The organism is Pseudoalteromonas sp. 31A1, assembly GCF_011378815.1.
GTDB lineage: Bacteria > Pseudomonadota > Gammaproteobacteria > Enterobacterales > Alteromonadaceae > Pseudoalteromonas > Pseudoalteromonas arctica.
This window is the reverse complement of the sequence record NZ_WTKY01000011.1, coordinates 93,431-110,202: the sequence shown is the minus strand read 5'-3', so window position 1 is coordinate 110,202 and position 16,772 is coordinate 93,431. Positions and strand designations below refer to the sequence as shown.

Here is a 16,772-nt window from a genome sequence, read left to right as displayed (position 1 = left end):
CAAAAATGATTGAGACAACTATAGCTATTCAACTATCTGAAAAAGTACTACTTGGCCTTTCTAAAAAAGAAAAAATCCATAAAGCTATATGTTCATTGATTTCAAAAATCGCACACCGATGGCAGGCTAACTAAAATAGCTGAGTCACTTTTTGTAGTAATTACTATTAAATATGTATAAATGCTTAGTCTGTATTTCAGAAAGTCGGCGAGGTAGGAGTGTTAATAACTCCTTATATAGATAAAGACGCTATGCGAGTGACGCAAGCTTAATACTGAAACGAAAAAATGAAAGAGCTGCTGTTATGCGTGATGTAATGTGATGCTGCTGATAGCTTTAAAACTCAAAGATATTAAAGCACCACCCTATTCATCAGATTAGAATATAATAAATTTAGAATAGGCTTTTAAAGGATACGAAGACGTTGTTAACGTAGCTTTGAAGTACGTAACCTCTTTATCAAAAAAAGTAATTGGCGTATCAGATATGATCAAGGTTGAGGCCTGTACTACCCAAGAATATATCCAATCACCACATTTTCAGCTTAAGTAATGAAAGATAATCTTTTGTTGGTATCCATTATGTTTTTAAACTTCTGAAGAACCGCTAAGTAAATCCAACAATTTCCAGTCTAAAGAAACGTAATATCAACTAGATGTAAAAATTTTTGCCTAGTTATAGCGAAATTTACTTATCGTTAAATAAACCCCATATATAAGCCGGTTCGTATAAAAACATATTAGGGCAAGTAAAACATAAAAAAGCCTACTGAAATTTCAGTAGGCTTTAATATTAAACACTTTCGTTTATAAACTTATTTACTAAAGATATTAGAAACGTAAGTTTAGTCCTAAGTTGAAACGTCTGCCGTATACGTCGAAAAACTCACCATCATCGTATGTGCCAGGGTTTCTAGGAGGTGTAATATCAAATAAGTTTGAAACACCTAATCTTACTTCAAGCATTTCGCTAACAGTATAACGACCATTTATTGACCATTCTGTATAAGAAGGAACATCATTATAGTTGTTATTTTCAGCAGTCCACTCTCTGTCTAATACTGTTGAATGACGGTATTTACCAATCATACCTACGTATAAATCATCGTAAGTATAGCCTACCGTTAGGTTACCCTGCCAACGAGGGTATCTTACTTCACCAACTGTAGGTGTTGGTTCATAGCCTTCGCTAGAAACATCTGTATTAAACTCTCTATGCTCAAGGTAACTTGCTAGTAAACGGAAGTTAAATGAACCGTAGCTCGTTTCATACTTGTATGTACCTTCTAAATCAACACCCTTAAGAGAGTAAGATGCTAAGTTATATGGTCCATTACGAACCTCAGAAATATCAAGAGTCGTAGGATCACGGTCAACTAAGTCACAAGCACTATTATCTAAACTAGACGCTTCGTAACAATCATCAATAACACGCTGTGCACCTAAAGAGTTAATTGCATCTTCAACGTCAAAACTCCAATAATCTGCAATTAACGTGATATTTTCAGTTGGGGTATAAATTACACCAAATAATGTATCGTCAGACGTTTCTTCTTGAAGGTTTGCATTACCTGAATTCACACTTGGCGGAGTAACACTACGCCAATCATCAGATGGTCTCCAATCTCCAACTGTAGTACCTGGATTTGGAATGCCTGCAGCTTGACAGTTAGCAATTAAGTTTGCTTTTTTGCTATCACTCGCTGTAGATATATTAGTTTGGTCACATGGATCGCCATAAGACGCGAATGACTGAGTACCAGCAGAATAAAGTTGAGATAATGATGGAGCACGAACCGACTTAGACTTTGTACCACGGAAACGAAGTTCATCGTTCATTGCATAGTTAAAGCCTACCTTCCAAGCTACATTATCGCCCACTGAAGAGTAATCCATGTAACGAGCGGCTAACTCAAGGCTTAATGAATCAACAAATGGTGCATCCACTAATAATGGTACTGACATTTCAACACCAATTTCATCAACTGTAAATTCACCATCCCATGCTTTTACAAAGTTACCAAACACTAGATTATTCTGCATTGCTGCACCAGGTTCATTAGAACCAGTTTCTTTACGATGCTCAGCACTTAAAGCAAAAGAAACACCACCGGCAGGCATATCAAAAGCATAACCTGAAATAACACCACCAATAACTTGCTGCTGTTTAACTTTAGAAATTGATGCTGAGGTAGTAACGTAATCTAAAGCTTCTTGAGATGCACCATTAAGACCGAACAGGCTCAATGCCTGACAACCATCTAACGCACCAACTAAAGAACCATCTGAATCACGGTCTGCACAACGAATTGCTCCGTCAATTTCTACCGCGTCAATAGCCTTGTTAAAGTTCTCAGTAAGGAATTCACCGTTCCATGTAGTGTCGTTTTTATTGCGACCGTAACTAAAATATACTTCGTAATCGAACTCTTCTAATAGTAACCCTTGGAAAGAAAGAGTTGTATTAAGTGTTGTACGATCATCTTCATAGGTACGATTACCGAAACCCGAAGCTAGCTTATAAATTGTAACTGAATCTCTATTAGCTTCATCTAGTTGTGCTTTAGCAGCTGGGTCTAAAAATGCATTATCTGAACGAATCGATTCAGCAAGGAAAATTGGGCTACTTTCTGCATAAGCACTTGCTTTTGAGAAAGAAACTTCAAAATTCATTGAATGATCGTCAGCATAATTATTTACAATGTTTGTAAAAACATTGAAACGATTAAGTGGTGTTGCAAGATCTTGATGTTCAATAAATTTGTAACCATTAGAGAAGCCGTCACCAAAATATCTAAGTTGATTATTCGGTGCAGGTCTTGTTACACCACCAACTGCAACGGGACTAAATTCACCATTATCACCAAATACAACATGGCCATCAGGTAAGAATGCATCACCTGCGCGATCGTAATAGCCTAGTGTTTGCAAACCGGCAAACTCACCTGTAGCTAAGATATTCTGTGGAATTCCATCTGTGTCAGAAACATTATCAGGGTTTAACATTCCAGAAACTGGGTTACGAAGAAAGTCACGGTCTTGAGCTTCAAGCTGTTCTGTTTCTGAGTAAGATAAGCTCGTAATAAAACTTATTTTGTCGCTTTCACCACCAAATGTGAATGAAAAAGACTCTTCTTCACCACCACTTTGTTCTGTAATAGATTTTTTGTAGTTGAAGTCCATAGTATCTTGAGACTTTTTCAAAATAATATTAACTACACCTGCAATTGCATCTGAACCGTATACTGCTGACGCGCCGCCATGAACAATATCCATACGTTCAATCATTTCAGTCGGAATGCCGTTTAAATCTACCGCAGGATTATCTACAGAAGCACCTACGTATCGACGACCGTTTACAAGTACTAAAGTACGACCTTCTCCAAGCTGACGAAGATCTGTAGTATTTATACCCGCACCAAAAATAGTGTTAGTAGTTGTTGTAGGTGCAGAGCCTACGCCAGATGAAGGCAGTTTTTGTAACAAATCTGATATGTTTGTGATGCCGGCATTAGATAGCTCTTCGCCGGTGATTGTAGTTACAGGAGTAGGTGAAACCTCTGAGAAGCGCTTAATACGTGAACCTGTAACTTCTATACGTTCTACTTTTTCAACGCCTTCTTCTGCCGCAATTGAATTTGCAGCGAAAACAGCCGTTGATGCTGTACCAAAAGCAATCGCTAAGCGAACTGCCTTTGAAATTTTATTGTTTAACATTTGATTCTCCCTAGAATACTATTTTATTATTTATGCTTAATTTTTAAAATTAATGCGCAATAAAGCCACTTAATAAGACTAAAAATGCCTATATGAAGGTACAGTAGGACTTTATTGTGTGACGGATGATAGTACTAGAGAAACAAAGAGGTCAACACATTATTAACTTTAAACCAGCAAAAATAACAAATGTATCTTTCACCATTACATTAAAACCAACAGTAAGCAGCTGATTTTATTGAAAAAGTAATATGTGTATATTTAAAGCTTATATCACCTTAAAATAAAACACTTTAATAACAATAACTTGAATGTTTGTAAAGATTTGTAACAAAGCATCATTAAAATATATAAAAACATTCATATTTAGTAGAAATATCTAAAGCTGCAGGTTTAAAAAAGTGTCTCTTTTATTTAAGGTGAAATAAAAAATAACCTTACTATCAATTAGATAACCTCACTTTTATACCTTAATAATAAGATGTATATGCGATTACTTTAGTCTTTTCGAGTATATGACTTATAGTATGCTTGTAAAATTTATTATAGGAATGGACCCAATTAATGTGTAAACATGCATAATTACTTACTCCTTCCTTATTTTGCAATCTGAGTTGTAAATTTTATGTTTTTTAACTTAGATATGTGGAAAAAACCTTTTGAAGTAATCACTTAAATTTTATCCTGATCTTTTTAGGATAGGCAGATTATAACCAAGCTACCTGTGTGGCTTTTATGTAAATACCTACTACTGCCTGCATTTAATTTGTTTGAAAAATTCAGTTTAGAACTATTGGGTACACATGTCAGATTATAAGTTTGGTTATATTATTTTGTAATTTGGCCTACATCGTGTTTAACCTGATTTATTGAGCTAGCCAGCTGCAAATCATAAATAAACTTTCTTTGATATGTCGTAAAAATGTTCATTATCATTTTTATACTCGAAAAGAGCATCGACTGATGAGTGTTTGTTTAATGAGAGGAAATTATGAACTCAATTGTGAAGGTAGTGCTTGAACATTTGGTTATTAACTGGCCAATATTATTCCTTAATACTTGTTCTAATGATATTAAAACCATCTCTTTATTTACTAATTTGATAACATTCATCTGAGTATCACATTAACCGGTAAATCAAAGTTAAAACATCCAAAATCATCAGATAAGCTACATGTATCTGATAAGGCCTTAACTGTTAATATTGAATGTACTTAAGAAGAGTTATCCCCTATTAAGTGTAATGCGGGATATCCTCTATATTCATATTTACAGATACTTTTGCCGGGAGCCTCTACAATGATTATCGCTAGAAATAGAACAACTATAGTTTATAGTTACTCAAAATAAATAAGCTATAAATTATAAATAACGACAAACACTTAAAAAACTTATTGCGATTAAAATCAACCACTTAAATAAACCAAGAGATGAATCATATATAATAGTTTTGTAAAAAATACGTTATTGAAATACGAGAAAACACCAACTAAATACAAAGTTACCACGTTAACAAGGTTTGGCAGATAGTCGAAATTCAATGAAATAATGTAGCCTGGAGGAGGGGTAAGTTTAATAGCAAATAGTTTACTTAATATAGATAACCTGTCCGCATTATTATTAGTACTAACACATCAAGATTTCGAACATAAGTTAAAGTATTGCAATTAAACTTAGTAGTAAAATTAGTTCCTATCTTGGTAAATATTTCCTCTTTTGTTAATTTCTCTCATTGCCTCTTGGTTTTTTTTGCGTCTTTCTTCTGCCAACTCTTTTGACATGCATGTACGCTTTTTAATATTACTACCTGTCACCGCTATTTTTTCGCATACCATATTTTCATTACTGCTTAGAGAGTCTTCACTCAGTGAACTACAACCAGATAGAAATAGTAAACTTGAAATGATTATTACGATTAGCTTTTTCATTTTATTCCCTTAAAGTAAAAGCGCTAATATTATAAATATTAGCGCTTTATTATTGTTTTTCTGAACTCTAGAACTTAGCGTTAAGAGTCAAGAATATATGACGACCAGTTGTATTGTAAGTACGAGGGTCTGTATTATCGTTAAACCCTGTTGCTGCATACGGAGGATCTTCATCAAATACGTTATTAATACCAACAGTAGCTGTGTAGTTATCAAGGAAGTAACTAAAGCGAACATTGTGTATTACTTGTGAGTCAACGGTTCTAATAACATCATAAGAATCAAGAGTACCACCGATATTAACGGCTTCAGTTCTAAATGAAGAGTTAACATCAGCTAAATCATCAGGGTCAATATTTGTAAAGTTTTCTTCAACTTCACCAATGTAACGCAATGCATAAGTTGCAGACCAATTCTCTTGAGCTAACGATACATTGAAGTTAGTTTTCCACTCAGGGAAGTTACCATCACCACTATTTCGGCGGTAGTAGCCAGCATTTTGAAGTGTTGAACCGTCGGCTTGAGTTATTGTGTAGTCGTCATAGTAAGTTGCATCTAAGCTTGCTGATAATGAACCAATTGACGTATCAGTTGTATAAGCAACATTAAAGTCGTAACCAGATGACTCTACACCACCAACATTTATGTTTCTGTTATCAATGTCACTTGAGTTACCAGCTAAAATACCTGATGTATAACGAGTTATTTGATCACAGTATGTACCGCTTTCAGCACACTTGTTTAAAATTAACTGCTCGCCTACAGAGCTAATTGCATTTTCCAGCTCGATATCCCAGTAATCGATTGTGAAAGATAAACCATCAACAAACTCAGGGCTATAAACTACACCAACTGTAAATATATCAGCTTCTTCTGGTTGCAACTCTGGGTTACCACCAAGAGTAGAAGATAATTGGTCACCAATAGGTTCAAAACCAGCTGCTGGTACGCCGTCAGCTATACAGAATGATGTAGGGTTAGTAGCACACGGGTCCGAAACTTCAGGGCTATTATCTGATGCGCCAGAGAATAAATCAGAAGTTGAAGGTGCTCTAAATGCAGTAGATGATGTTCCTCGGAACATAAGGCCGTCCATAGGAGACCATTTAATTCCTACTTTATGGTTTGTAGTATCGCCAAAAGTATCATAATCAGAATAACGAATTGCTAAATCTAGCTCTAACACTTTTGCAAAAGGTGCGTCATATAATAGCGGTACATTAAACTCAGCATAAGCCTCATCTACAGTGTAGCTGCCTGATGTTTCTTGACGGCTAGATCCAGATGTAATTCCTAATGCTATTAGTGCATCAGGGAAATCACCACCTTTCTCTTCACGATGTTCTAGACCAAATGCCATACCTAAACTACCTGCTGGTAATTCAAATGCACTACCAAACACACTACCACTAATAATTTGCTGTTCGTTTGAACCAAAATCGTGAGCTTCAAACGAAATAAAATCTAACATTTCTTGAGTAACTTGAGTATCAGTTCCTGGGATACCAAATACATTTAATGATGTACAACCAGCGATAGGATCATCTACAGTTCCACATACAATGCTACCGTCAACGTCTTGGAATGAAGGACCTACGGCTTGTGAAACTTTTTCAAAGTTTACGCCACCAGCTCGTTTAGTTGTAGAATCACTTGAACCAAAGATGTATGAAACTTCATAACCCCAATCGTCATTGATATCGCCTTCAAAACCAACTACTGCGCGAACTGTATCTACGCGAAATTGAGTATCTCGACCGCCAGTTTCAACCATACGACGGCGCCAATCAGAAATCTCAACTGAGTCACCATTTCTGTCTTTAGGACCAAATTGTTGGTTATAGTAGTTATCTGCAGAATAATTTGCATTTGTCACACCAAAGAACGCAAGTGGTGCTAGAGGTAATGGAGCAAGCTTAGTATCTGAAATACGGCGGTTTAAACTAACTTCTGAAAAGAAACGAACATGATCAGAAAACTCATAGTTACTCTGAACAAATACGCCATATCGCTCAGCCGGAGTTAAGTGAAAGTTTACAGGCGCAAAGTTGTAAGTATCTTTATCCCAATCCCAACAATCATAACCAGTTGGATTAGAAAAATCGCTTGGATCTGATTGACCAGGACCATTAGCTGCACCGTGAGTAAAAGAAGAACAATCTTCACCAGCTACTGAACCATCAATACCGTTGTAACGACCCCATGGTGGAGCTGAAGAACCACCTTTAGAAAGCTCACCTGTATGATCCATGTCTAAAGAAAATTTAGACCAGTCTCTATCACCAGAAGACTGAGAACCCTGCTGAACGTAATATGCACTAGCTACCACGCTGCCTTTATCGCTTGTTAAACCTACAGTAAAATCGTAGCTTTTAGTTTCGCCATCACCGCCATGTGTCGAAGCATCGTAACTTGCTGTAGCTTCAAAACCTTCAAAATCATCACGTGTAATAACGTTAACTACACCGCCAATAGCATCTGAACCGTAAATTGCAGAAGCACCGTCTTTTAGAATTTCAACTCGCTTGATAATTGCTGTAGGGATTGTACTTAAATCTACAGAAGAGTTTGCACCACTACCCGACGCAACCATTCTACGGCCGTTTAATAATACTAGCGTTCTTGAAGAACCCAAACCGCGTAAAGATACACGCACCGCGCCTGAGCCACCATTATTAACAGAAGCATTAGTACCCGCACCAGCAACTGAAGGAATTTCTTGAAGAATGTCACCTACGTTACCAATACCTGAAGCAATTAGGTCATCGCGTGTTAATATTTGTACTGGATTCGCACCTTCCATATCAGTTCTTTTGATACGTGAACCAGTTACTTCAATTCTTTCTACTTTATCGGCGCCTTCGGCTGCCATTGTATTACCTGAAAATGCAGCTGTTGAAGCTGCACCAAATGCAAGTGCGACACGCACTGCTTTAGCTACTTGATTGTTTAACATTTGATTCTCCCTGGTGTCACTACTTTATAGTAGTAATCATTATTTATTTATTTTAGTTACATAAGATTAACAGTAACTAAGGCAAATAATAAACAAAAACCACCAAAAAGCCAACAGAAAGTTAACAAACCTTTGCAGAAAAAGAAATGTTTGCGAATATAATAATCAAAATCGCAATAAACTAGAATAAATAAGATGTGGACAGTATGAAAACACAGATATGTTGCTATTTATGGTGTTATTAAAAAAGTTCCTCTTGTAAATTTAACCCAAAATAAACACTTGAGTGCGAAACAAGATAAACCATTTCAATTAACGGTACAATCTGTTTTTCTACATAAGTTGCATAGTCATAGCTATGAAAGCCTTGATATAGTTCAACTCCAGCAGTTGTGTAAACAAATGTAACAAATTCACCCCTATTGACCGTAAATTCGCTATTTTTTTTCTGGTGTTTCTTAACTGCCTGAATATGAGGAGGAATATTCTTTTTATAATCGATTAAGTTTTGACCTAATCTCTTTTTAAATATGAGTAAATCATCAAACTCACCTTTAAATAGCTTTGTTGTATAGTCTTTTACAAGGTCATTTATGTTTAAATTTCCATCAAAAAGACCAGTAAATAGATCGAACTGAAATTGTTGAGCAAGTTTAGTCCAATCACTTCTTACCGTTTCTAATCCTTTAAATACTAGTTTTGATTCGTTTGGTTTAATTAATTTACCGACATAGCGCTTTTTAGAGCCAACTAACTTCCCTCTTATTGTTGGTAAAAAGAAAGGGCTATAAAGAGATTCAAACTCTATTTCTAAATGACTTGTTAAGTTGTGCGTTTGTTTAATCTCGTTAATCCAATCTGTAGTTATCTTTTTAGCTAAAAACACGCCAATTTCATTACACTCGTCGTGGCTTAAATCATCATCCAACTTAATAAATGTAGAATCGGTATCACCATAAATAACGCTATAACCAAGTTCCTCTATCCACCTTTTAGTTTGTAGCATTATTTCGTGCCCTCTTAACGTAATAGAGCTCGATAACCTAGGATCGTAAAACCGACATCCTTTTGAGCCTAGAACGCCATATAAACTATTCATTATTATTTTGATTGCTTGAGAGAGCATTTGGTCTTGGTTGTCTTTGGCAAGCTGCCTTTGAGACGCTAAGCTTTTAACGAGTAGAGGGAGATGGTGTTTGTCTCGCGAGAATACGGCTTCATTAAATCCCTGCACACTATGTTCAGGATTTTGCAGACCTTCTATTAGTCCGAGAGGATCAATGTAAAAAGTTTGCATAATACTGGGGTATAGGCTTTTAAAATCTAAAACAATGACATTTTTATAAAGGCCAGGAATAGACTCCATTACATAACCACCAGGGCTTTCAAATGTAAGCCCATGATCGCCCATATTTGGGGCAACATAGCCACTGCGATGCAGTAATGGTAAATACATATTAATAAAAGCAGCAACAGAGCCGCCCTTTTTTTCAAGCTCTAATCCCGTAAGCTTTGTTCTTACAATAGAAAAATCGAGTAGCTTTAACTTATCAAAAATTTTATTTACCAAAATACAATCTTGTCGATTATATTTTGCTAAAGAAAGTTTATCTTCATTAAATTGCCTAATAATTTCCTGCAGACTATTACCCGAATTGATTAATTTAGACTCGCCCAACACTTGATTTGAAACATTAGCTAAAGAAAAGCTCTCAAAGCTATATGTGCCATTTTTTAAAGTGTCTATTCCATCAACCACACATCGGCCAGGGATCGATACCCGAGTCAAGTGTCCTTTGCGAACATATAAAGGTTGATCTCCTCTACCCAGTAATAACTTAATCCCGAGTGCTTCAGCTCTTTCATGAATAACAGCAAAGTCGAACTCAATTACATTCCAGCCAATTATTACATCAGGATCGCTAAACTTAATAAAATGCTCTAATCCCTTTAACAGCTCGGCCTCATCTACACACCAAATAATATCAAACTCTAGGTTGGTAGCCTCTCTTTCTGGCTCGCCAATCATTAAAACACAGTCTAAATTACAGCCCACGAGTCCAACAGAAAACAAAACGCCACTTTCGTTACATTCAATATCTAACGAGAGCTTATTAAGGGTTGGAGAATATGCTTCATTCGCTTTTAATTTAGCGTCAGTTATTAATGTATAGCCGTCTTGTTTAAAAACATTACCCGTTATCCACGCTCCACCTTTTATAAAGCGTTCCATTAAATAACGCTCTATTGGTCGAATATCTTCTTCAAATACTACAACTCCACGTTGCTTTAAAGCTTTAGCAGCAGAATAAAAGTGTTTAAGTGATTTGAAGTAACAGGCAGACATATCTTCTTGCTGGAAGTTTTTTAGCTCAAGACTTTTAATACTAAAGTTAAGTGATTCAGCTACTAATATCTCATTCGCTATTTCAGCATCTTTGCTTTTGATAAAAAACAGGGCACTCTCATTAGCCGATACCGTTTTTATAGGCCCTCTATCACTACAAAACCACGCTTCGTAGCATATGCCGTTTGCAGTATCATAAGCATGTGAAGAAACAATAAAACCGGCTGTTAAGTACACTATTACTAAACCTTATACATATATATGTAAGTTTTTACTTAATTCAAAATGCTTTAAAGCCATAAACTCAACCTAAATAAACACTCAGACACTTTATTTTGCTAAATTAATTTCATCACTTCTTGTAGTTACACTCTTATAACTCTAAAATCCATAGCACTGTAATTATATACATACTTTAGGTAAATCATCCCATGCTTTCTGACTCACTAAAAAAAACAATTAGGCAAGTACATCAGCATGTGGCTAGCAACCTAAACGATTATCGCCCTCGTAGCAGTCAAAATTACCTTGTAGCCGAAATAGCAAAAACGCTTGCTGGCGAATACCATAAAAAGCAGCGCATTTGCGTAATTGAAGCAGGCACCGGTACAGGTAAGTCTCTTGCCTATTGTTTAGGCGCATTACCGCTTGCCTTAGCGCAAAAAAAGAAGCTAGTTATTTCTACCGCAACGGTTGCACTGCAAGAACAATTAATAGCAAAAGAACTCCCATTTTTTAAAAAGCATTCAGGCCTCGACTTTAAATTTGATTTAGTAAAAGGTCGCCATCGTTATATTTGTGCCCACAAATTACATAATGCTGTAAACGGCGATAGCCAAACACAAATGGACTTTATGCCAACGCTTACTTCACCATTGAGCGCAATGGAAACCAAGTGTTTGAATGAGCTATATAACGCCTATGTGAATAAAAAATGGCAAGGCGATAGAGACAGTTGGGCCGATACTGTACCCGATAGAGTGTGGAACTTAATAGCGTGCGATAAACATTCATGCCAACGCCAAATGAAGGCCCATCAAACGTGTCCGTTTCAGCTTGCTCGTAATCAATTAATGCAAATGGATGTACTGGTAATTAATCACTCTTTATTACTTGCCGATTTAGACCTAGGCGGTGGTAAAATTTTACCAGAGCCCGACAACACCATTTACGTTATTGATGAAGCGCATCATTTAGCACATATAACACGCGATTTTTCATCGGCCGCAGCAACAATCAAAGGCACGATAGAATGGCTTGATAAGCTCACCAAGTTTAGCGGGAAAATGGCGAAGGTTTTAGTGGGGCAAAGAGCTATTGGGCAAAACTTTAAACTTTGCGACAGCATTAATGACGCGAATAAAGATTTAAAAGTAGTTCGCGATATTCTTGATAATGCCGACTTTGAATACTCAAAAGACGATACTTATCGCTTTGAACACGGTGAAATTCCAGAGTCACTGCACAGTAAAGCAAAAGACATAAGCGAAGCCACGCAAGATGCGCTGCGCTGTTTAAACAAAATGCACGACACCCTTACCCAAGATGTAAGTGATGGCGACATAAAACCTTACGTTGCCGACCCAATACTAGGCGAAAGCGGTCAATACATAAACCGGTTAGAGCAACTAAACAAACTATGGTTTAGTTACGCAAAAAAAGGCGAAGGTGCTCCTCATGCACGGTGGATAAAACGCCTTGAATACAAAAGCCATCACGATCACTTATTAAGCGACTGCCCTATCGAGGTCGGTTATTACTTAAAAGATAAATTATGGCGAGAATGCGCGGGCGCTGTTTTGTGCTCTGCTACATTAAGTGCACTGGGCTCGTTCGATCACTTTGCTTACGAAACAGGGCTTGCTAAAGAAGAAGGCGTTAAATTTATTAAAGTACCTTCTCCTTTTGATTACCCAAAACAAGCCACTTTACGTATTCCGGTATCTAAAGTAGAACCAACCGATAAAGACTTTAGTGATCACCTAGCTAAAACATTACCAGAGTACCTAAATGATAAAAAAGCGAACCTTGTACTATTCGCTTCTTATTGGCAAATGGACCACGTAACAAAGTTTCTTAGAACAAAAGGTTTTAACTTATTAGTACAAGGTGAAATGTCGCGAGAAGCGTTGCTTAAATTACACACCAAAAATGTAGACGAAGGCAAAGGCAGTATTTTATTTGGAACACAAAGCCTTTCGGAAGGTCTTGATTTACCTGGTAAATATTTAGAGAACTTAATAATTACTAAAATTCCGTTTGCTGTACCTACTTCGCCGATAGAAGAAGCGCAAGCAGAATTTGTACAAAGCAAAGGTGGTAACCCGTTTTTAACGATTACCGTGCCAGACGCCGCAAAGAAATTGGTACAAAGCTGTGGTAGACTGCTGCGAAAAGAGAGTGATGAAGGCTGTATTACTATTCTCGATAGGCGCTTAGTTACTAAGCGATACGGTAAAGCCATGCTCGACACCCTACCACCTTTTAAAAGACAAATAGATTATTAATGTTTGAACTCGCACTCGATCCAACAACTTGGGCTGTTTTATGTGCTGTTGCACTTGCCGCAGGTTTTATAGACGCTATCGCCGGTGGCGGTGGTATGTTAACTGTGCCCGCTTTATTAACTGCAGGCTTACCTCCACATTTAACATTAGGCACCAATAAACTAGCAGCAAGTTTTGGCTCCTTAACAGCAAGCTATACATACTATAAAAAGAACTTATTTAGTCCAAAGTTTTGGGCTGCCTCCATAATTGCCACCGCAATAGGTGCATTGATAGGGACTATTATTGTTGATCATTTAAGTATCGACTTTTTAAACAAACTACTCCCCATTATTATTATTTTAGTTGCCGCTTATAGCTTATTTGGTAATTTAAGTACCACAGAAGGCGATGAGCTCCCTAAACTAAACAAAGCGATGAAAATAAAACAATGGCTACAGGGTTTAGCATTAGGCTTTTTTGATGGTTTAGCAGGCCCAGGTACGGGGACATTTTGGACCGCTTCTAATGGCATGCTTTATAAAATGAACTTGCTACTCAATTGTGGTTTAGCGCGTTCAATGAACTTTGTTTCTAACTTTATATCGCTCATCACCTTTGTAGCACTCGGCCATGTAAACTTTTTACTTGGCATAACAATGGGCTTTTTTATTATGCTAGGCGCATGGTTTGGAGCACATTCAGCAATACGTTTTGGTAGTAAATTTATTCGCCCTGTATTTAATACTATGGTTATACTTTTAGCTTTAAAACTAATTTACGAGGCTTACTTTTAATATGCATTCAATGGCTTTAGATAAACTACGCCAACAAGTTGCAACGCTAAAACAACAAGCTGAGCAATTTGATAAAGCTAAACTGTTTTCTAAAAACCGTTATATGCAGGCGCAACCGAGCTTGTTTGACCGCGCCGTTTTTAGTACAAAAAGCATGAACCTAGTCGATTACGTAATAGAAATTGAAGACGAAGTGTCAAGATTACCGCCAAGTGAGCATCGCCATGCTTATACCTACGCGCTTGAACGTATAGCAGCTCAAGTACAAGCTGTATTCAACGTTATTAAATCAACGCCTATTTGGGTTAAAGAAAACAAAAGCCATTATAAACCTCGCCCTAAGCAAACAGTTTATAAACAAGCAGTACAAAAAATAATGCAATCATCGCACGAGCTTTACGACGAATTAAAACAAAACCATGAGTTTGAACGCCGTTTAGTGCTCATGATTGAAGAGCGAAAAATGCAAATGGATAAAGCCTCGCCTGCTAAAGCACAAAAGCTTAATCTTGAAATATTAAGCACACACGCTCGATTAGGCCGCTGCAGAAAAGCAATTTCTGCCACCGAGGACAAAATACAACAAGTAGAAAAACAACAACTGCGTTAAGGCGCACTTTACTATGCAGCTTTATTATCATCCGCTATATTCTGCTTTAACGCTTCCTGAGCGCCATCGTTTTCCAATACAAAAATACCAAAAGCTTAAAGCAGAAATTGAAGGACTAGGCTTAACGCCCAATAATTTCACTTCACCTATAAAAGCAACGCCTGCTCAGCTTTCGCTGTGCCATAATCAAACTTATATAAATAACTTTTTAAACGGCACGCTTAGCAATAAAGCCATAAAAAAAATGGGTTTTCCTTATTCAAATGAATTGGTAGAGCGCACATTACTATCAGTTGGGGCAAGCATCCAAAGTAGTGAACACGCGCTAAAACATGGTTTTTCGGCTAATTTAAGTGGTGGCTATCATCATGCATACAGTGATTACGGTAGCGGTTTTTGTATTTTTAACGATCTAGCTATTGCAGCAGCACATTTAATAAATACAGAGCAAGCCGACACTGTTTTAATTTTTGATTGCGACGTACACCAAGGCGATGGCACAGCACAAATCACTCAAAACCATAACCAAATTATTACCTGCTCAATTCATTGTGAGCAAAATTTTCCTCTTAATAAACAAGAGTCCACTTACGATTTTGCATTGCCCGCTAAAACAGCCGACGATGAGTACCTTGCTACATTAAAACAAGCACTCGATTTTTGCGTGCGCATACATAACCCTGATATTATTTTGTATAATGCAGGCGCTGATATTTACACTAAAGACGAGTTAGGCTTGTTTAATATATCGCTCAATGGCGTATATGAGCGCGACTTGTTTGTTCTCAACTTCTGTAAGCAACATCAAATCCCACTAATGTGCGCTTTAGGTGGCGGTTATCAGCGTAATTTGAGTTCACTAATTAATGTTCATAAACAACTATTTAAAGCCGCTATCGATTTATAGTAAGCCTTAGTATAGACTCAGTTAAACGGATTATTTTAAAGCGGTGGGAATATGCGATTACACGAAGACATACACAACTATTACGAAAAGATTGTAGTTGAAGAAATCATCAAACTTAAACTTGATGAAAAATATGATGAAGATGTAATGGCTGACTTTTGTTGTACGGTACTAAATCAGCTCCCGCCACGATATATTCGCTACGATGTAGATATGGCGTTTTATTTACCGCAATCAGAACGCATACATATGGAACAACGTGTGCAAACAGCAATAAATGTCGCCATTAGCCAAATATCAAAAAAGAAAGAGTTAAATGACAAGCCCACTTGATCAAGCCCCTACACATATAAAACTTGCAGTAGATTTAATTATGATACTAGAGCAGCACGATGTTGCTCCAGAAGAGGTCTTAAAAGCACTCGATATTGTAAAAAGCGACTTTGAAAAAAAGCTAGAAAAGCCATAACTCTATTCTATTATTTGTATGTCGTGCTCGGTAACGCTACCTTCGTGCTTAGTGCAATCAATTTTAACTTCACCAAATGTACGTCTAGGCGAAGTTGAACGACGACAGGTCATATTTTGTGCTTTAACGCCAAATTGCGTTATATACAACGCAACTGTTTCGTCTATTTGTTGTTTTTGCTGCGTAGTCGCTGCACTGTAAAATACATCGTATTGCGCAGACCAATTTTCAACCCCCGCTTCTCTTGCAACACCTAGCCAGCCCATCCCTAGTTTAGTAGATTGCTCCAAGTATTGGCCTTTCAAAAACATAAACGCCAACGTGTATTGTGCGCTTTTATAGCCTAGCCCAGCAGGCTCTTTTAAATAATTGAAAGCGGCCTCAAACTGTCCTTTTCGATACGCTTTAATACCATTGTATTCATTCTTTTTCATGGTGGTATCACTGTAAAGGTTGATTGAGCTTGAATTACATCCACCCAAAAAAGTGATAAATACCATAGAAACTACTGAGAACGTTTTCATTCTTATCCTTAATTTATTATTTTTATATGCCG

11 protein-coding genes are annotated in these 16,772 nt (G+C 37.0%); 6 read left to right on the top strand and 5 right to left on the bottom strand.

What is annotated here, in order from left to right; all coding sequences use genetic code 11:
• Positions 1–830: 830 nt before the first annotated feature.
• The 4 genes from GQR52_RS11820 to GQR52_RS11805 all read right to left on the bottom strand — a co-directional run bounded on the left by GQR52_RS11820 (position 831) and on the right by GQR52_RS11805 (position 11,184).
• Positions 831–3,716 (bottom strand): TonB-dependent receptor, encoded by a 2,886-nt coding sequence (locus GQR52_RS11820; protein WP_165728578.1) that lies wholly within the window; start codon positions 3,714–3,716, stop codon positions 831–833.
• Positions 3,717–5,401: 1,685 nt separating this feature from the next.
• Complete coding sequence (locus tag GQR52_RS11815; RefSeq protein ID WP_024593662.1) at positions 5,402–5,644, bottom strand: hypothetical protein; 243 nt, start codon at positions 5,642–5,644, stop codon at positions 5,402–5,404.
• A gap of 67 nt (positions 5,645–5,711) precedes the next feature.
• Complete coding sequence (locus GQR52_RS11810) at positions 5,712–8,600, bottom strand: TonB-dependent receptor (RefSeq protein WP_165728577.1); 2,889 nt, start codon at positions 8,598–8,600, stop codon at positions 5,712–5,714.
• Positions 8,601–8,841: 241 nt separating this feature from the next.
• Positions 8,842–11,184, bottom strand: a complete 2,343-nt coding sequence (locus tag GQR52_RS11805; RefSeq protein WP_165728576.1) for a DNA polymerase II — start codon at positions 11,182–11,184, stop codon at positions 8,842–8,844.
• Positions 11,185–11,378: 194 nt separating this feature from the next.
• Between GQR52_RS11805 and dinG the strand changes: the two genes are divergently transcribed.
• The 6 genes from dinG to GQR52_RS11775 are packed head-to-tail and all read left to right on the top strand — an operon-like array spanning position 11,379 to position 16,216.
• Positions 11,379–13,454 (top strand): ATP-dependent DNA helicase DinG, encoded by a 2,076-nt coding sequence (gene dinG, locus GQR52_RS11800; protein ID WP_165725432.1) that lies wholly within the window; start codon positions 11,379–11,381, stop codon positions 13,452–13,454.
• Complete coding sequence (locus GQR52_RS11795; RefSeq protein WP_165728575.1) at positions 13,454–14,230, top strand: TSUP family transporter; 777 nt, start codon at positions 13,454–13,456, stop codon at positions 14,228–14,230. The genes dinG and GQR52_RS11795 overlap by 1 nt, the downstream gene beginning before the upstream one ends.
• 1 nt (position 14,231) lies before the next feature.
• The gene (locus tag GQR52_RS11790) at positions 14,232–14,840 is read left to right on the top strand and encodes a primosomal replication protein (RefSeq protein ID WP_007378182.1); all 609 of its coding nucleotides are present in this window, start codon (positions 14,232–14,234) and stop codon (positions 14,838–14,840) included.
• 13 nt (positions 14,841–14,853) lie between these two features.
• Positions 14,854–15,747 carry a histone deacetylase gene (locus GQR52_RS11785; protein ID WP_165728574.1) on the top strand — a complete coding sequence of 298 codons (894 nt, stop codon included), beginning with the start codon at positions 14,854–14,856 and terminating at the stop codon, positions 15,745–15,747.
• 51 nt (positions 15,748–15,798) lie between these two features.
• Positions 15,799–16,080, top strand: coding sequence for a late competence development ComFB family protein (locus GQR52_RS11780; protein WP_024590772.1), 282 nt, complete (start codon positions 15,799–15,801; stop codon positions 16,078–16,080).
• Positions 16,064–16,216: a DUF2496 domain-containing protein gene (locus GQR52_RS11775; protein ID WP_007584045.1), complete on the top strand. Its 153-nt coding sequence runs from the start codon at positions 16,064–16,066 to the stop codon at positions 16,214–16,216. Before GQR52_RS11780 ends, GQR52_RS11775 begins: the two co-directional genes overlap by 17 nt.
• Before the next feature lie 2 nt (positions 16,217–16,218).
• On the opposite strand, the gene GQR52_RS11770 is transcribed toward GQR52_RS11775, so the two are convergent.
• A complete protein-coding gene (locus tag GQR52_RS11770) occupies positions 16,219–16,740 on the bottom strand; it encodes a sel1 repeat family protein (protein WP_165728573.1) in 522 nt (173 codons plus the stop codon).
• Between the last annotated feature and the right edge of the window lie 32 nt (positions 16,741–16,772).